Source organism: Alloalcanivorax marinus, assembly GCF_016906305.1.
Taxonomy (GTDB): domain Bacteria; phylum Pseudomonadota; class Gammaproteobacteria; order Pseudomonadales; family Alcanivoracaceae; genus Alloalcanivorax; species Alloalcanivorax marinus.
Window position 1 is genome coordinate 73,715 of record NZ_JADDOL010000007.1, and the last position, 17,552, is coordinate 91,266.

Below are 17,552 nucleotides of genomic sequence, written 5' to 3' on the forward strand. Positions count from 1 at the left end.
TATCCTTTCGCGCCCCTTTTTGCAGAAAAAGTCATCTATGGCACTCATCGTTCAGAAATACGGCGGCACCTCGGTCGGTACCGTCGAACGCATCCAGGCCGTCGCCGAACGGGTGGCGCGCTTCCGGGAGCGGGGGGATCAGGTGGTGGTGGTGGTTTCCGCCATGAGCGGCGAAACCAACCGTCTGATCGAACTCGCCAACGGGGTTTCCGACAGCCCCAGCACCCGTGAAATGGACGTGCTGGTGTCCACCGGCGAGCAGGTCACCATCGCGCTGCTCTCCATGGCGTTGCAGCAACGCGACGTGGACGCCCGCTCCTACACCGGCTGGCAAGTGCCGATCCGCACCGACCACAGCCACTCCAAAGCCCGCATCGAGGACATCAACGATCGCAAGATGCGCGCCGACCTGGACGCCGGTCGCGTGGTGGTGGTCGCCGGTTTCCAGGGCGTGGACGACGACGACAACATCACCACCCTGGGCCGCGGCGGCTCCGACACCACGGCGGTGGCCCTGGCCGCCGCCCTGAAAGCGGATGAGTGCCAGATCTATACCGACGTGGACGGGGTCTACACCACGGACCCGCGGGTGGTGGACACCGCCCGCCGTCTGGACAGCATCACCTTCGAGGAAATGCTGGAAATGGCCAGCCTGGGTTCCAAGGTGCTGCAGATCCGTTCCGTGGAGTTCGCCGGCAAATACAATGTGCCGCTGCGCGTACTGTCCAGTTTTCAGGAGGGCCCGGGCACCCTCATTACCGTCGACGACGAGGTGGATATGGAAAAGCCGGTTATCTCTGGCATCGCTTTTACCCGTGACGAAGCAAAGATCACCGTGCGTGGCGCCCCGGACACCCCGGGCATCGCCTTCAAGATTCTCGGCCCGGTCAGCGACGCCAACATTGAAGTGGACATGATCGTGCAGAACGTGGGCGCCGACGGCGCCACCGACTTCACCTTCACCGTGCACCGCAACGACTTCGCCAAAGCCAAGGAAGCCCTCAAGAAATCCGCCGAGGAACTGGGCAACCCGGAAATCATCAGCGACGACAAGATCGCCAAGATCTCCCTGGTGGGCGTGGGCATGCGCTCCCACGCCGGCGTGGCCAGCAAGATGTTCGAAACCCTGGCCGCCGAGGGCGTCAACATCACCATGATCTCCACGTCCGAGATCAAGGTGTCCGTGGTGGTCGCCGAGAAGTACCTGGAACTGGCGGTCCGCGCCCTGCACCAGGCCTTCGAACTGGACCAGCCCGCGGCCTGAGACGGACCGGCAGCGGGGCCGCCGTCAAGGCGTGTCCCGTGCTGCCGGACATCCCGCCCGGCGGGAAGACTTTGTTAAATGGTTACGGCATAATGCGGCTTTCGCCCCCCGCGGACATGTAGGCCGTACCGTATGATGGATGCATTGAGAGCGGTCCGTTAGTCTTGGGAGCGAAATTGCGCTCACAGAACAACCTGAAGGACCCAGGAGGGATTTTCCATGCTGATACTTACGCGCCGCGTCGGCGAGACGTTGATGGTTGGCGATGAAGTCACCGTCACCGTTCTTGGCGTCAAGGGCAACCAGGTACGCATCGGTGTCAACGCGCCAAAGGAAGTGGCGGTGCACCGCGAAGAGATCTACCAACGCATTCAACACGAAAAAACCGGCGAAGGCGGCGAGAATGGTTGATTTTTGGGCTGTATTTTCCAGCTAAGCTGGTATCATGCGCGCCTGAATCGACATTCCCATGAAATGACGATCCGAGTTCCGGAGAGGTGGGTGAGTGGCTGAAACCAGTTCCCTGCTAAGGAACCATACGTATTACTCGTATCGAGGGTTCGAATCCCTCCCTCTCCGCCAGATACAAAAAAGCCCGGCTCAGGCCGGGCTTTTTTGTATCTGGCGGAGAGGGAGCAGGATTCTGAACCCTCCGGTTCGACCGAACGGCGCAAAGCGCCGTGAGGGGCGTCACCGCAAGGCGGTGACGGGGCGAAGCCCCGAGCGAAGCGAGCCAATCCCTCCCTCTCGGCGCGCAAAGCGCGCCCAAGCGGTGGAATCGGCCCCCACCGCCGCCGAATCGCGGTGGAACCACCGCCCCCACCGCCCCCATTCCACCCGAGGAGCGGTCGTTCGACCGCGATCCACGATCAACTCGCCGGCGGCACAATCCCCTCACACGTGATCCGCACGATCTTCTCGCAATCCGCCGCTATCCTGTCGGGGTCCAGGCCGACGATGGCCGGGGTGAGGAACAGGTCCACGAAGGCCTGGGCCATGATGCTTTCGCTCACCTGCAAGGTATCGCAATCCGGTCGGATCCGGCCTTCCTGCTGAAAAACCCGAAGCCTTTTCGCCAGCACGGTGGACATCCGGTACATGAACGACAGGTCGTAGCGGGCCGCCGTTTCCTGGTCGATAAGCAGACGCACCAGCATGATGGTCATCAGCTTGTCCGTGGCTCTGAAATGGCGGTTCTTGTGGGCCAGGAAGTGGGCGATTTCCAGGGGCACGGTGGCCTGGCGCGGCGAGGCCTCGTAGGCCAGGTCGTCTTCCTGATGTTCGAGCAGATCCCGGTACACGGCCACCAGCAGCCCCATCTTGCCGCCGAAATAACGGGTGATGAGCTGCTCATTGAGGCCGGCCAGCCGCGCGATCTCTTTCGTGGTGGCGGCGTCATACCCCTTGGCCGAAAAGGCCTTGATGCCGGCATCCAACAGGGCCCGCGTGCTGGCGGCCCGATCCCTGGTCTTTTTCATGGCGCAACCTTACCACCAGCGTGAATAACAGTGGAACTCGCCTTTTGTATGTGATTGCATACATGCGTTCGGCGCAAAGGAGCTTGAAGCCATGATCGACATTACGGCGGCGGTCGCCACCTCCCCGGAAGGGCCTTTTTCTCTCTCCGCCGGTCGGCTTGAAGAGCCCCGCGCCGAGGAAGTACGGGTGCGGATTCGCGGTGTCGGCATCTGCCATACGGATCTGGTCATGAAGGCGTCCGGTTATTTCAACGGCGGCGTTCTCGGCCATGAGGGCGCCGGCATCGTCGAGAAAGTGGGCGAGGACGTCACCGACCTGGCGCCCGGCGATCACGTGGTGCTGAGCTATTTCGCCTGCCATCACTGCGCCACCTGTGGAGCCGGGCAGCCCGCCTATTGCGAACGGTTTACCCGGGCGAACGCCAGTGGCGGGCGCCTGGATGGCTCCTCCCCCCTGAGCATTGGCGGGGAGAGCGCGAAAGGTGTCTTTTTCTACCAGTCCTCCTTCGCCACCCATGCCATCGCCCACCGAAACAACGCGGTGAAGGTGGACGCCTCCCTGCCCATCGAAATACTGGGGCCGCTGGGCTGCGGCTTTCAAACCGGCGCCGGGGCGGTGCTCAACACGCTCCAGGCGCGGGCGGGCGAGGGAATCGCGATCTTCGGCGCCGGCGCGGTGGGCCTGGCGGCGACCATGGCGGCGAAGGCGGCCGGGGCGGACCCGATCATCGTGGTCGATCGGATCGACGACAAACTGGAAACCGCCCGGCGCCTCGGTGCCACCCATACGCTGAACGGCGCCGAGGTCGACGTGGTGGAGGAAATCCGGCGCATCAGGCCCGGCGGTGTTCACCATGCGCTGGAATGCGTGGGCGTGCCCACCTTGCTGGAGCAGGCGGTGGCCGTTCTGCGGCCCACCGGCACCTGTGCGTTACTGGGCGTCGGCGCCACGGGCGCCAGCGCCCGGATCAATCTGATGACGCTCTTGCAGGGCCGAACCCTCAAGGGCGTGATCGAGGGCGACAGCGACCCGCGCATCTTTATTCCGCGGCTGATCGGGCTCTATCAAGAGGGACGCTTTCCTTTCGACACCCTGGTGCGCACCTACCCGTTCGACCAGATCAACCAGGCCATCGAGGACATGGCCAGCGGGCGGGTGGTGAAACCGGTATTGCTACCCGATTGAAAACCCTCTCACCGACACCGTTAAGCGAGGACAGCACCATGACATTCCAAGAAGCACTGGCCGCCGGCAAGGTTACGCAGCAGCAGGCGTTTGAAATCTTCGACGGGCTGCCGCCGATGAACGCCGAGGACATGCTCGGCACCTGGCGGGGCGCGGGCTTCCCGTCCGGCCACGTGACCGACGGCATGCTGGAAGCGAGCGGCTGGTTCGGCAAGCGCTTCCAGGACGCCGAGACCGTCGACCCTCTGGTGTTCCTGACCAGTGACGGCACCGGGGTGTTCGCCGGCGACCCGGTCAAGGTGACCGGGCTTACCCGCAAAGGGCTGCGCGGCAAGGTCGGCGAACACCAGGCCGAGGTGGAGACCGACAGGCCGGCGGCCCGCCTGAGGACGGTCCGCTATCGCGGGCAGGACACCGCCACCATGATCTATGACCAACTGCCGATCTGTGACCATTTCCGCAAGGTGGACGACGACACGGTCCTGGGGGCCATGGATGCCCGGGGTGACAGCCAGACCTATTTCTTCGTGCTGCGCCGCCAAGGCTGATCCGGACACCGCCGAATCGCGGCGCCCGCCGCGATTCACCATTCCTTCACAATATCCATACACCTCTTCACGCCCGCCCATTGTACAAACGTACCAATAGCTTGACGAAAATTGCTGCACAAAAAAACGCCGGGAGCGTTTTTTGACGTCGCACGAGCGACGGCCCGAAGGGTGACCGCCATGGACGGCAGGTCACAAAAAAAGGCGCGCCGCCCCGACGGCCGCCAATAACACGACAAGAGGGTGGAAACATGGTCAGCGAACGGTGCCGGTTAGCGTTCGCCGCCTGGCTGTTGGCGGCGGGTCTGGTAATGACGGGATGCGGCGGCGGGGGTGGCGGCTCCGGCGGCGGTGACGGCGCGGGGGGCGGTGGCGCGCCCAGCCCCAACCAGCCGGAAGAGGAAGTCCCCGATCCGTTCGGCGAGGGCCGCACCTTCCAGGTGACGCCGGGCCCGGACGCCACGCGCCGGATGGTGGAGGCGATGATCCAGCTCAAGCCCCGCGACACCCTGGAATTCGGCTGCGGCTTCTTTGAACTGGACGAGGGCCTGCTGATTCAGGCCACCGAGGACGTGACCATCAAGGGCTGCGGCAAGGACAAGACGGTGCTGTCGTTCCGCGACAGCGTCAACGTCACCGGTCTGGAAGCCCTCAACGTACGCGGTATCACGGTCAGCGACCTGACCATCCTGGATTCCCCCGGCGACGCCTTCAAACTCAAGGGCGTGAAATGGGGCACCCTGCGCAACGTGCGCGCCATCTGGTCCGGCGGCGGCGGGCCGATCACCGCCGCCAACTACGGTCAGCGTCTGCAGGTGGCCTGCACCGCGCCGCCGTTCAACGAGGGCGACCCGGCGCCGGACTACGTGCCCAGCTCCGACAGCGGCCGCTACGGCATCTATCCGGTGGAGTCGGAAAACATCCTGGTGGAGGGCTCGGAGTCCATCGGCGCCTCCGACGCCGGCATCTACGTGGGGCAGACCAGCACCGCCATCATTCGTGACAGCCGCGCCGCCTACAACGTCATGGGCTTCGAGATCGAGAACGTGCAGGGCGGCGAGTACGACGACAACGTGGCCGAGTGCAACACCGGCGGCTTCCTGATCTACGACCTGGAAAACATCACCCAATACGGCGACACCTCGGTGATGGTCAACAACCTGGCGCGCAACAACAACACCTACAACTTCGCCCACAGTGGCCTGGTGTCGGTGGTGCCCCGCGGCGTCGGCTTCATCACCCTGGGCTACGACAACATCGAGGTCTACGACAATGTGTTCGAGGACCACAGCACCGCCGCCGTGCTCTACATCAGCTACGAGCTGATCGACGGCCCCGGCAACACCGCTGACAAAAAGCTGGACCCTTACACCGAGGGGCTGCACATCCACGACAACGTAATGCGCAATTCCGGCTACGACCTGCCGCCGCCGGATCTGCAAAAGACCCTGGCCGGCGAGATCGAGAGCGTGCTGCCCACCCTGATCGGCCTGAAGAACCTGCCCACCCTGAACAACCCCACGGAGCTGCTGTCCAGCCTGCAAAACCTGGCCAACCTGGGCAAGGGCGCGCACATCATCTGGGACGGCCTGCGCGACGACCTGGACGCGGATTGCCCCTATCCCGTGGACGCCCAGGGCAACCCGGTGCCCCGGGACGGGAACGGCAAGCCGATCCACACCAATGAGCACCCCAACCCGGCCTGCCATTACAACGCCTACAAATTCGACGACCAGGGCCAGCGCAAGCAGCCCACCTGGGGCTCCTGCTTCCACGATAACGAACTGTCCGACGACAGCGCGCCTTATCTGAACTTCCACGGCACCGACGGCCTGGAACTGGTCATGGGTCTGCTCGATCAGGACCTGTCCATTCTCACCCCCGGCGGGCTGGTGGACATTATCGGGGGCCTGCTCAACTTCCCGTCCGACACCGATCTGTCCGACCACGACTGCCAGGCGCGCTTCGGGGAAGTGCTGGCGCCGCTGCCCCGGGTGGAGATCCCGCCGTTCGAGCCCAGCGGCGACTACGACCCGGCCACCAGCGAGGAGTACATCGCCTACCTGTGCGAGCAGGAAGTGGAGGAGGGCGAGATCAATCGCGCCGCCCTGGAAGTGGATTGCCCGCGCCTGGATCAGTACAACCTGTTCGCCGATCCGCAAGATCCGCGCAGCCTGCCCCACGAAGGCGGCGTGCCCTTCGTGCTCAATACCAAGCTGTTCTCCGACTACGCCACCAAATACCGGGTCGCCTTTATTCCGCCCGGCGAGCCGGCGGTGTACCGGGACGGCCAGGACGGCAACAACGTCAACGGCGCCATCGACTTCCCGGTGGGCACGGTGATCGCCAAAACCTTCGCCTTCACCGACGAAGCCAACGGCACCGAGGAGCTGGTGGAAACCCGGCTGCTGATCAAGCGCACCAGCCAGAGCGGCAAGGCGTTCTGGGCCGGGTTGCCCTATATCTGGGAGGAACAGGACGGCGAAAGGGTGGCGCGCTTCACCCCCGCCGGCGGCAGCCGGGCGGTGCACTGGCACTACCGGGACGCCAACACCGGCCAGCTGCTGAGCGGCGACACCGAGGCCTATTCGGTGCCCAACGCCAACCAGTGCATCACCTGCCACGGCAACGACGACCGCCCCGGCGGCAGCGCCCCCATTGGGCCCAAGCCGCGCAACCTGAACCGGGCCTACCAGCCGGAAAGCGCCTTCATGGGCAGCGACGGTCAGGGCGGCTTCCCGCGCGTCAACCAACTGCAGTACTGGATCGACCAGGGGCTGCTGGCCGGCGCCCCGGACCTGGCGCTGGACGGCCAGGGCGTGGCCACCAACATCGAGCGGCTGCCCCGCTGGAACCTGCCCGGCGACGGCGGCCTTACCGCCAACTCGCCGGCGGACGTGGAACAGCGCCTGCGCGCCTACCTGGAAGTGAACTGCCAGCACTGCCACAACGACAAGGGCGCCGCCTCCAACACCGGCTATTACCTGGACCACTTCCGCGAGGTGGACGCCGGCTACGGCATCTGCAAGAAGCCCACCGCCACCGGCGGCGGTTCCTGCGGCCGCCAGTACGTGGTGGTGCCCGGCAACAGCGCCGAGTCCATCGTGTCCTGCCGGCTGGCCGCCGAGCACGACCCTCAGCGGATGATGCCGCCCATCGCGCGCAGCATCGCCCACGATGAGGCCGCCGCGCTGCTCGACCAGTGGATCAACACCGTGGTGGACGGGGACTACACCAACGCCGGGGGGTGCCGCTGAGCCATCGTGGCTGAGGCCGCCCCTACAATGAGCGTGTAGGAGCGGCTTCGGCCGCGATCTCTTTCCGCCAAAAAAACGCTAAAGATTCCGGCGCCGCGGCCGATGGTTCTTACCGGTCTGCGCGCCGCTTTCCCGTCCCCCGGATCCTCTCTCAATTCCTTGATTTACAACAATAAAACCGCTGATTCCCCGGTTTTTTGCGCGCCGTCGCGCTAGCCTGCGCCGGTGGCCAGAAAACCGAAGGGGGAGACGCGCATGCAGGCCTTGAAAAGATTGGACGATCTGACCGTAAAAACCAGCTGGAGCCTGGTGCTGGCCGCCTTTGCCGCCATGTTGCTGCTGATCGGCGCGGTCAGTGGCTATGCCAATCATCACAACCGGGACGCCTTCCGCGCCCTGGACCGGGCGCACCAACAGCGCACCGACACCCTGCGCGACGCCTACGAGACCCTGCTGCGGGAAACCCGGGCCCTGTCCCCCGGCCAGGCCGAGCAGGCCGCCGACCAGGTGCTGTCCGCGTCGCGCACGGCCCTGGACGGGCGGGTGGCCGACTTCGAAACCATGGCGGACCGGCTGGATGCGGTGCTGGCCGGCGTGCTGTTGGCCTCCCTGGTGCTGGTGGCGGTGGTGCTGTGGGGCATCACCGTCAATGTGATCCAGCCCCTGCGGCGGGTGGCGGCGCACTGCGAGCGTTTGGCCGCCGGCGACCTGTCCGAGCCGGTGGAGCGCCGGGGCGGCAACGAAATCGGCCAGCTCTACAACGGCCTGGGACGGATGCGCGACAACCTGGCGGCCATCGTCGGCCAGGTGCGCGCCAGCAGTGACACCATCCTGGACGGCGCCCGCCACATCGCCGCCGGTAACGGTGGCCTGTCGGCCCGCTTCGAGCAGCTGGCCGCCGCCCTGGAGCAGACCTCGGCCAGCATGGAAGAACTCACCGCCACCGTGGCCAACAACGACGAGCACGCGCGCCGCGCCGACGAACTGTCCCAGGGCGCCAGCCGGGTGGCCCACCGGGGCGGCGAGGCGGTGCGCGAGGTGGTCACCACCATGGACGAGATCCGCCAGGGCGCGGAGCGCATCCGGGGCATCACCGACCGCATCGAAGGCATTGCCTTCCAGACCGACCTGCTGGCCATCAACGCGGCGGTGGAAGCCGCCCGCGCCGGCCAGCACGGCCGGGGCTTCGCGGTGGTCGCCGGCGAGGTGCGCGCGCTGTCGCAGAACACCGCCGCCCTGGCCAAGGAAATCACCGAGCTGGTGGGGGATACGGTGCGCCACATTGAGCGCGGCGGGGAGCGGGTCGACCAGGCGGGGGCCACCATGAGCGAAATGCTCGAGGCGGTGGATCAGGTCACCGGCATCATGGCGGCGATCCGGGTGGCGTCCGGCGAGCAGACCCAGGGCATCGGTCAGGCCAGTCAGGCGGTGCTGGAGATGGATCGGGTCACCCAGGCCAATGTGGGGCTGGTGGCCGACGCCGCCGGCGCCGCCGCCCGCCTGGAGGGCCAGGCGGACACCCTGCGCCGGGAGATGGCGGTGTTCGTGCTGCCTCAGGCGCCGTCGGCGGCCAGCGCGCGCAGACAGGCCTCGGTGTCGTCCCAGCCCAGGCAGGCGTCGGTGATCGAGACGCCGTAGGCCAGTTCCCCGGTCAGCGGCTGGTTGCCACCGCGCAGGTGGCTCTCCAGCATCACCCCGGCCACGGTGCGGTCGCCGCCCCGCCGTTGGGCGAGAATGTCCTCCAGCACCCGGGGCTGCCGGGCCGGATCCTTGCCGCTGTTGGCGTGGCTGCAGTCCACCATCAGGCGCGGATTGAGCCCGGCGGCTTCCAGCGCCCGGCGGGCGGCGGCCACGCTGTCCGCGTCGTAGTTGGGGCCGCGCCGGCCGCCGCGCAGTACCAGATGGGTGTCCGGATTGCCGGCGGTCTGGATCAGCGCCGGGTGGCCGTGATCGTCGATGCCCAGATGGGCGTGGGGGTGGGCGGCGGCGCCCATGGCGTCCCGGGCCGCGCCCAGTTCGCCGTCGGTGCCGTTCTTGAAGCCCACCGGCAGATCCAGGCCGCTGACCATTTCCCGGTGAATCTGGGATTCCGTGGTGCGCGCGCCGATCGCCGCCCAGCTCAGGGTGTCCGCCAGGTAGTCCGCCGCCAGCGGGCTGAGCAGTTCGCTGGCCAGGGGCAGACCCAGCTCCGCCAGGTCCAGCAGCAGCCGGCGTGAGCGGCGCAGGCCTTCGGCCAGGTCGCCGCGGCCGTCCAGATGCGGGTCATAGAGCAGCCCCTTCCAGCCCACCGTGGTACGCGGTTTCTCCACGTAGGCGCGCATCACCAGCAGCAGCCGGTCCTCGGTGGCCACGGCCAGGTCACGCAGCCGGCGGCCGTACTCCAGGGCCGCGTCCGCGTCGTGCAGCGAGCAGGGCCCGGCGACCACCAGCAGGCGCGGGTCGTCGCCGCGCAGGATGGCGCGCACCTGGTCGCGCTGTTGTTGGATACGCGCGGCGGTGGCTCCGGACAGCGGCAGCGCCTCGCGCAGCGCGGCCGGGGAGGGCAGCGGCTGGGCGCGGCGGGGCGACGACGGCAGGTCCGAGGCGTCGCGGACGGCGGCAAGACTGGCGTTCATATCCTTGTTCCTTTTTCCATAAAAAAACCCCCGGTGGGCAGCCAACCGGGGGTTTTTCGGACTTCTTCGGCGGCGGCCCGGGTCGGGCGCGCCTGCCGGGTACGGTCAGGCGCGCGAGCGGCTAAACCAATACCCGAAGAAGAAGACAACGGCGCACGCCAACGCGCCCCGGGCCGAAGGCCGGGTGCCGGGAAGCAGGCGCTGTGACGTGATACCGTGCATTGAATTCTCCTGATAATGGGCCGAGCTTACTAAGGAAACACCGCCGTGTACACCCTGATCAAACACCTGCACGTGACTCTGGCGGCCGCCAGCATCACCTTGTTCACGATCCGCGCCTGGTGGTCGGTGCGCGATGCGCCGGTTTTGCGCCGGCCCTGGGTGCGGGTGCTGCCCCATGTGATCGACACCGGGCTGCTGGCCTGTGGCGTGACGCTGATGGTGATGCTGCGCGTCTGGCCCCAGCAGACCCCCTGGCTGGCGGCCAAGCTGGTGGCGCTGCTTGTCTATATCGGCCTGGGCACGGTGGCCATCAAACGCGGCCGTTCCGCCACCACCCGCGCGGCCTTCGCGCTGCTGGCGATGGCGGTATTCGCCTACATGGTAGGGGTGGCGGTGCGCCACCACCCGGCCTCCTGGCTCGGCTAGCCCCACCCCGGTGGGAGCCGCTGGGCGGCACCGCGCTTCAACCGCGATAACCCCAACCCCCGTAGGAGCGGCTTTAGCCGCGATAGCCCGGCAGGGCGGCCCCCGCCAGGCCTTGATCGGGACGAAAGCCGCTCCAACAGAGATGTCAGGGCGCGGGCGTCAGCGTCAACGTCTCCGGCAGGCGCTCCGCCTGGCGCGGGTCGTGGGTGACCATGACCAGCACCCGCTCCGCCAGTTCACGTTGCAGGGTCTCGAACAGGGCGTCGGCGGTGGCCGGCTCCAGGCCGGTGAACGGCTCGTCGAGCAGCACCACCGGGCTGTCGCGCAGCAGCACCCGGGCCAGGGCCAGGCGCCGGCCCTGGCCGCCGGACAGATGCAGGCCGGCGGGCCCGATCCACAGGTCCAGGCCGCCGCGCCGGCGCACCGTGTCGGCCAGCCGCGCCTGTTCCAGGGCCAGCCAGAGCCGGTCGTCGTCCGCGTCCGGGCGGGCCAGGCGCAGATTGTCGCGCAGGCTGCCGGTGAACAGCTGCTGCTGTTGCAGCATCAGGGCAAAGCTCCGCCGCCAGGCGTCCGCGTCCGCCTGCCCCTGGGCCACGCCGCCGAAGCGGATCTCGCCGGTGTCGGCCCTTTGCAGCCCCATCAGGCAATGCAACAGGGTGGACTTGCCGGCGCCGCTGGGGCCCACCACCGCCAGGGGCGAACCGGCCTCCACGTGAAAGCTCAGCCGGGCAAACAGCGGCGCCTGCCCGGGCCAGGCGAAGCTCAGATCGCGCACCGTCAGGCGGCCGTCGGCCACCGGTTCGGCGTGGCCATCGGCGGCGGCGCGGGGCAGCGGCGTACTCATCAGCGCGTCCAGCCGGGTCACCGCCGTGCGGGTGTCCGGCCAGCCCTGCCAGGCGGCGGCCAGGGGCAGGGTGACCTCGGCGGCGGCCAGCACCATCAGCATCAGGCCCAGGGCCAGCGGCGCGCTCACCGTGCCGTCGCCCACCGCGCCGATCAACAGCAGCAGCACGCCCACCGACAGGGCCTGCATCAGGCTCTGGATCAGGCTCTGGGTGAGCGCCTGTCGCCAGGCCAGCCGGTGCTCCAGCCCGGCCAGCGCCGCCAGTCGCGGGCGCCAGCCGGCCAGCAGGGTCGGCCGCAGACCATAGGCGAGCACGTCCGGCAGGCCGTTGAGCGCCTGCACCAGATCGCCGCGCAGCCGCTCCCGCCAGGCCGCCCGCTGCGCCAGCGGTTCGGCGGAGGCGTTGGCCAGACCGCGCAGCAAGACGGCCATCACCAGGAAGCCGGCCAGCAGCAGCGCCGCCGCCCCGGCGCCGGCCACCGCCAGCGCGGCCAGCAGCAGGGCCAGGGCGGTGACCGCCGCCACCAGGGTGGGCTGGGCCTGGCCCAGCCAGGCGTTCTCCAGCCGTTCCACGTCGCCCAGCAGGCGTTCCAGCAGATGGCCGCCGCTCAGCGACGACAGCGGCCCCGGCACGCGCGGCAGGATCGCCGCGAACAGCCGGGTGCGCAGGCGCTGCATCACGTGGAAGGTGGCGTCATGGCTGACCAGCCGCTCGAAATAGCGGGACACGGTGCGGCCCACCGCCAGGGCGCGGATGCCGGCGCTGGGCGCCAGCAGGTTGAAGGCCACCGCCGGCCCGCCGGCGGCCAGGCCGGCCAGGGCGGCGGCGCTGATGAACCAGCCGGACAGGCCGAGCAGGGCCATGGCCGCCAGCGCGGTGACCGTGGCCAGCAGCACCGCCCGGGTCAGCCGCCGGCCCTGGCCCCGGAATTGCCGGCGCAGCCAGGCGCCGGTGGTCGCTTGGCAATCAGTCATGGGCGGGCGCCTCCCAGTGGCGCGGCGTCGTCTCTTCCTTTTCCCCCGGGGCCGGCGCGGCGCTCAGCCACAGGCTGTGGTCCGCCAGCGGTGCCAGGGCCGGGGAATGGGTGGCGATCACCAGGGTGCGGGTACCCTTGCGCGCCGCCAGGGCGTCCACCAGCCGGGCCTCCGAGGCCGGATCCAGTTCCGCCGTGGGTTCGTCCAGCAGCAGCAGCGGCGCCGGGCTGAGCAGGGCCCGCGCCAGGGCCAGCCGCCGGCCCTGGCCGCCGGACAGGCCGCCGCCATTCTCGTCCAGCGGCGTGGCCAGACCGGCGGGCAGGGCGGTGAGGCCGCATTCCGCCAATACCGCCTCCAGGTCGGCGTCGTCCGCCTCCGGCGCCACCAGCCGCAGGTTCTCCGCCACCGTGCCGTGCACGAACCAGGGGTGCTGGCCGGCCCAGGCCAGCCGCCCCGTGTGCTCGGTGAGCAGCGGCGCCGGGCGGCCGTCATGGAGCACGGCGCCCTGTTGCGGCGCCAGCAGGCCGGCGATCAGCCGCAGCAGGGTGCTTTTGCCGGTGCCGCTGTCGCCGCGCAGCAGCAGGCAGCCGCCGGCGGGCAGGGTGGCGGACAGTTGCTCGAACAGCGCCGGCTGGTCATCGGCAAAGCGGAAGCTCAGTGCGTCCAGGGTCAGCGCCGGTGGCGGGCCGGCATCGGTGGCCATCGCCGCCGTTGCCGCCGTTGCCACCGGCCCGTCGCCGGTCTGGCCGCCGGCCGCCAGCAGCGGCGCCAGCACCTCGGCGGCGGCGCGGGCGGCGGCGCGGTCGTGGTAGCCGGCGGCCAGCTGTCGCAGGGGCTGATAGAACTCCGGCGCCAGCAACAGCAGCCACAGGCCGGTACCGAAGGTCAGCGCCGGGCCCGGGCCGAAGGCGACCAGCTTGAGCAGATGCAGGCCCACATACAGAGCCACCAGCGCCACCGACAGGGCGGCGAACAGTTCCAGCACCGCCGAGGTGAGAAAGGCGATGCGCAGCACCTTCATGGTGTGCCGGCGGTATTCGCCGTTGACGGTGTCCACCGCGCGCCGCTCGGCCTCCTCGCGGGCGAAGGCGCGCAGCGTGAGCACGCCGCGCAGCCGATCAAGAAAGTAGCCGCCGAGAAAACGCAGGCTGTCCAGCTGCCGGTCGGCGGCGCGCTGGGCGCCGGTGCCCACCAGCATCATGAACACCGGGATCAGCGGGGCGGTGCACAGGAAGATCAGGCCCACGATCCAGTCCACGCTGAAGGCGGCCACCAGGAACAGCACCGTGGCCAGGCTCGCCACCCGCCGCTGCACGGCGAAGCCGGCGTGGTAGCGACCCACCGCCTGGGCCTGCTCCAGCAGGGCGGTGCTGGCCTCGCCGGGGGGCAGGGCGGCGCCGGCGCCGCGCAGCAGGGCGTCGGCCACCCGTTCGCGCACCGTCCGGGTGATGTCGGCGGCCACACCGGCGCTGTAGCGGGCCCGGGCGGCACCGGCCACGGCGCGCAGCGCCAGCGCCAGCAGCAACAGGGTCGCGGGCGTCCACAGGCCGCCCCGGCCGGCCAGCAGGTTGGCGGCCAGCCAGGCCAGCAGGGCGGCCTGCACGATCGCCAGGGGCGCGTCCGCCAGCGCGGTCAGCAGCAGCCGCCGGAGCATGCGCGGCGCGTGGCGGCGCTGGTCCGCGAGCCAGGTGGCCGGATCGATTTGATGTGGATCAATGGACATGACGTTTGTCGTTTCCACCGTGGTCAAGGTGACGTGAAGAGGCCCGGTTGCGGTGCTATTCTGACCATGGTGCCAGAGGCACGGATCGGAGGCGGTCAATGGTAGACGTGATCCGGCGGGCTTTCACCCGTGTGACCCTGATCTCGCTCAAGGCATCGGCATTTCGGCGCGTATACCATCACGCGCGCACCACCTCGAACTGGAAGGCCACGGAGGTCCTTTCGCGAATAGGCGGGCGGTCGTCTGGCCGGTCGCCGGTTTGTAGTCAGGGGAGAACACCAATGATCGACGCCACACTGGTCGAATTGTCGCGGCTTCAGTTCGCGATGACGGCCATGTACCACTTCCTCTTCGTTCCTTTGACACTGGGTCTGTCCTTCATGATCGCCATCATGGAGAGCGTCTACGTGATGACCGGGCGCACCATCTGGCGGGACATGACCAAGTTCTGGGGGCTGCTGTTCGGCATCAACTTTGCCATGGGCGTGGCCACCGGCATCGTCATGGAATTCCAGTTCGGCACCAACTGGGCGTTCTACAGCCACTACGTGGGCGACATCTTCGGCGCGCCCCTGGCCATCGAGGGCCTGATGGCGTTCTTCCTGGAAGCCACCCTGGTGGGGCTGTTCTTCTTCGGTTGGGACAAACTCGGCAAGGTGCAGCACCTGGCGGTGACCTGGCTGGTGGCGCTGGGCTCCAACCTGTCGGCGCTGTGGATTCTGGTGGCCAACGGCTGGATGCAGAACCCGGTGGGTTCGGTGTTCAACCCGGACACCATGCGCATGGAAGTGGTGGATTTCGCGGCGGTGATCTTCAACCCGGTGGCCCAGGCCAAGTTCGTGCACACGGTGGCCGCCGGTTACGTCACCGGCGCCGTGTTCGTGCTGTCGATCAGTGCCTGGTACCTGCTGCGCGGGCGCCACAAGGCCCTGGCCAAACGCTCCTTCACGGTGGCCGCGTCCTTCGGCCTGGCGGCGGCCCTGTCGGTGGTGGTGCTGGGTGACGAGTCCGGTTACACCATCACCGACAACCAGAAAATGAAGCTGGCGATGATCGAGGGCATGTGGCACACCGAGGAGGCGCCGGCGCCGTTCGCCCTGTTCGGCATCCCCGACCGCGAGGCCCAGGAGACCCACTACGAGCTGAAGATCCCCTGGGTCATGGGGCTGATCGCCACCCGCAGCATCGACCAGGAAATCCCCGGCATTCTCGAGCTGATGGCGCTTTCGGAGCTGCACATCCGCGACGGCCTCCTGGCCTACGACGCCCTGGAAACGCTCAAGGTGGACGAGGCCAACGCCGAGGCCCGCCAGACCTTCCTGGAAAACCAGGAGTACCTGGGCTACGCGCTGATGCTCAAGAAATACGTGGCGGACCCCCGCGAGGCCACCGACCAGCAGATCGCCCAGGCGACCCGCGACGCGATGCCCAATGTGTTCGCCCTGTTCTGGTCGTTCCGTTTCATGGTGGTGATCGGCTTCTACATGATCGCCCTGTTCGGTCTGGCCTTCTATCTGGTGTCCCTGCGCCGGCAGGTGCCGCGCTGGTTCCTGCGCGTGGCGTTCCTGACCCTGCCGCTGCCCTGGGTGGCCGCGGAGCTGGGCTGGCTGGTGGCGGAGTACGGCCGTCAGCCCTGGGTCATCGAAGGGGTGCTGCCCACCTTCCTGGGGGTCAGTTCCATCGGCGTCACCGACATCCTGATCACCCTGGCCGGGTTCCTGGTGATCTACACCACCCTGGCGATCATCGAGGTCAAGCTGATGCTCAAGTACATCCGCAAGGGGCCCGAGGAAGAGGAGAGCGCGGACGATCCCGCCCGGCTCGACGAGCGCTTTTCGCCGGCCTTCGCCCGGCCGCAGGAATAAGGAGACGACGCCATGCTGTTCGACTATGACGTATTGCGGTTGATCTGGTGGGCCCTGCTCGGCGTGTTGCTGGTGGCCTTCGCGGTGACCGACGGGTTTGATATGGGCGTCGCCGCGCTGCTGCCGGCGGTGGCCCGCAACGACGGCCAGCGCCGCCAGGTGATCAACACCGTGGGGCCGGTGTGGGAAGGCAACCAGGTGTGGTTCATTCTCGGTGGCGGCGCCATCTTCGCCGCCTGGCCGGCGCTGTACGCGGTGAGTTTCTCCGGCTTCTACCTGGCCATGTTCCTGATTCTGGTGGCGCTGATCATCCGTCCGGTGGCCTTCAAGTTCCGCTCCAAGCGTGACGAGCCGGCCTGGCGCGGTCGCTGGGACGCGGCCCTGTGCTTCAGCGGCGTGGTGCCGGCCCTGATCTTCGGCGTCGCCGTGGGCAATGTGCTGCAGGGCGTGCCGTTCCACTTCGACAGCGACCTGCGGCCGTTCTATACCGGTTCCTTCTTCGGCCTGCTGAACCCGTTCGCGCTGCTCTGCGGGCTGGTGTCGCTGGCCATGCTGGTGCTGCACGGCGCCACCTGGCTGCAGATCAAGGCCGACGGCGAGCCCGCCGAGCGCGCCCGCCGGTACGGCATGATCGCCGCCGCCGTGGTCATCGTGCTGTTCGCCATTGGCGGTTTCTGGGTCAGCGCCATGGACGGCTACCAGGTGGTGGGCGGCCTGGACCCGGTGGGTCCCAGCAACCCGCTGCGCAAGGAAATGACCACCGAAGCCGGTGCCTGGTTGGCCAACTACGGCGCCCAGCCGCTGCTCTGGCTGGTGCCCCTGGTGGGCTTCGCCGGCGCCGCCCTGGCCATGCTGGGGCTGTACGCGCGCATCGGCGCGCTCAGCTTCCTGGGCTCCAAGCTGTCGGTGGCGGCCATCATCACCACGGTGGGCGTGTCCATGTTCCCGGTGATCCTGCCCAGCAGCTCCGAGCCGGGGCACAGCCTGATGGTCTGGGACGCGTCCTCCAGCCACTACACCCTGGGCATCATGCTGATCGCCACCGTGATTCTGCTGCCCATCGTGCTGCTCTACACCGCCTGGGTGTACAAGGTGCTGTGGGGCAAGGTCCGCGAAAGCGACGTCAACAAGGACATGTACTGAGGAGAG

Annotated in this window: 13 protein-coding genes and 1 tRNA gene; 10 read left to right on the top strand and 4 right to left on the bottom strand. The window is 68.0% G+C overall.

Annotation, left to right across the window (positions count from 1 at the left end; genetic code table 11):
* The first annotated feature begins 37 nt into the window (after window positions 1–37).
* From IM760_RS08150 to IM760_RS08160, 3 genes are all read left to right on the top strand, one after another.
* Window positions 38–1,264: an aspartate kinase gene (locus tag IM760_RS08150; RefSeq protein ID WP_204428213.1), complete on the top strand. Its 1,227-nt coding sequence runs from the start codon at window positions 38–40 to the stop codon at window positions 1,262–1,264.
* Window positions 1,265–1,483: 219 nt separating this feature from the next.
* Window positions 1,484–1,675 carry a carbon storage regulator CsrA gene (gene csrA / locus IM760_RS08155; protein ID WP_138771734.1) on the top strand — a complete coding sequence of 64 codons (192 nt, stop codon included), beginning with the start codon at window positions 1,484–1,486 and terminating at the stop codon, window positions 1,673–1,675.
* Between the two features lie 80 nt (window positions 1,676–1,755).
* A tRNA-Ser gene (locus IM760_RS08160) sits at window positions 1,756–1,846 on the top strand.
* 287 nt (window positions 1,847–2,133) lie between these two features.
* Here IM760_RS08160 and IM760_RS08165 read toward each other — a convergent pair.
* Entirely contained in the window at window positions 2,134–2,742 is a 609-nt protein-coding gene (locus tag IM760_RS08165; protein WP_204428214.1) for a TetR/AcrR family transcriptional regulator, read from the bottom strand.
* A gap of 91 nt (window positions 2,743–2,833) precedes the next feature.
* Between IM760_RS08165 and IM760_RS08170 the strand changes: the two genes are divergently transcribed.
* The 4 genes from IM760_RS08170 to IM760_RS08185 all read left to right on the top strand — a co-directional run bounded on the left by IM760_RS08170 (window position 2,834) and on the right by IM760_RS08185 (window position 9,371).
* Window positions 2,834–3,928 carry an NAD(P)-dependent alcohol dehydrogenase gene (locus tag IM760_RS08170; RefSeq protein WP_239549695.1) on the top strand — a complete coding sequence of 365 codons (1,095 nt, stop codon included), beginning with the start codon at window positions 2,834–2,836 and terminating at the stop codon, window positions 3,926–3,928.
* A 38-nt stretch (window positions 3,929–3,966) separates the two neighbouring features.
* On the top strand, window positions 3,967–4,476 hold the full coding sequence (locus IM760_RS08175) for a DUF4334 domain-containing protein (RefSeq protein ID WP_204428216.1): 510 nt from the start codon (window positions 3,967–3,969) through the stop codon (window positions 4,474–4,476).
* A 251-nt stretch (window positions 4,477–4,727) separates the two neighbouring features.
* Window positions 4,728–7,733 carry a parallel beta-helix domain-containing protein gene (locus IM760_RS08180; protein ID WP_204428218.1) on the top strand — a complete coding sequence of 1,002 codons (3,006 nt, stop codon included), beginning with the start codon at window positions 4,728–4,730 and terminating at the stop codon, window positions 7,731–7,733.
* A 255-nt stretch (window positions 7,734–7,988) separates the two neighbouring features.
* Complete coding sequence (locus tag IM760_RS08185) at window positions 7,989–9,371, top strand: methyl-accepting chemotaxis protein (protein ID WP_204428220.1); 1,383 nt, start codon at window positions 7,989–7,991, stop codon at window positions 9,369–9,371.
* Here the strand turns inward: IM760_RS08185 and IM760_RS08190 are convergent.
* Complete coding sequence (locus IM760_RS08190) at window positions 9,287–10,348, bottom strand: 3-deoxy-7-phosphoheptulonate synthase (protein ID WP_204428222.1); 1,062 nt, start codon at window positions 10,346–10,348, stop codon at window positions 9,287–9,289. The two genes, IM760_RS08185 and IM760_RS08190, sit on opposite strands and share 85 nt — an antisense overlap.
* A gap of 267 nt (window positions 10,349–10,615) precedes the next feature.
* Here IM760_RS08190 and IM760_RS08195 point away from each other — a divergent pair, with 267 nt between their 5' ends.
* Entirely contained in the window at window positions 10,616–10,996 is a 381-nt protein-coding gene (locus IM760_RS08195; RefSeq protein ID WP_204428224.1) for a SirB2 family protein, read from the top strand.
* Between the two features lie 145 nt (window positions 10,997–11,141).
* On the opposite strand, the gene cydC is transcribed toward IM760_RS08195, so the two are convergent.
* Together cydC and cydD are read right to left on the bottom strand one after the other, a co-directional pair.
* On the bottom strand, window positions 11,142–12,815 hold the full coding sequence (cydC, locus tag IM760_RS08200; protein ID WP_204428226.1) for a thiol reductant ABC exporter subunit CydC: 1,674 nt from the start codon (window positions 12,813–12,815) through the stop codon (window positions 11,142–11,144).
* Window positions 12,808–14,538 (bottom strand): thiol reductant ABC exporter subunit CydD, encoded by a 1,731-nt coding sequence (gene cydD, locus IM760_RS08205; protein ID WP_204428228.1) that lies wholly within the window; start codon window positions 14,536–14,538, stop codon window positions 12,808–12,810. The genes cydC and cydD overlap by 8 nt, the downstream gene beginning before the upstream one ends.
* Before the next feature lie 281 nt (window positions 14,539–14,819).
* Here cydD and IM760_RS08210 point away from each other — a divergent pair, with 281 nt between their 5' ends.
* Both IM760_RS08210 and cydB read left to right on the top strand, forming a co-directional pair.
* Window positions 14,820–16,403: a cytochrome ubiquinol oxidase subunit I gene (locus IM760_RS08210; protein WP_204428230.1), complete on the top strand. Its 1,584-nt coding sequence runs from the start codon at window positions 14,820–14,822 to the stop codon at window positions 16,401–16,403.
* A 12-nt stretch (window positions 16,404–16,415) separates the two neighbouring features.
* A complete protein-coding gene (gene cydB / locus IM760_RS08215; RefSeq protein ID WP_204428232.1) occupies window positions 16,416–17,546 on the top strand; it encodes a cytochrome d ubiquinol oxidase subunit II in 1,131 nt (376 codons plus the stop codon).
* The last annotated feature ends 6 nt before the right edge of the window (window positions 17,547–17,552 follow it).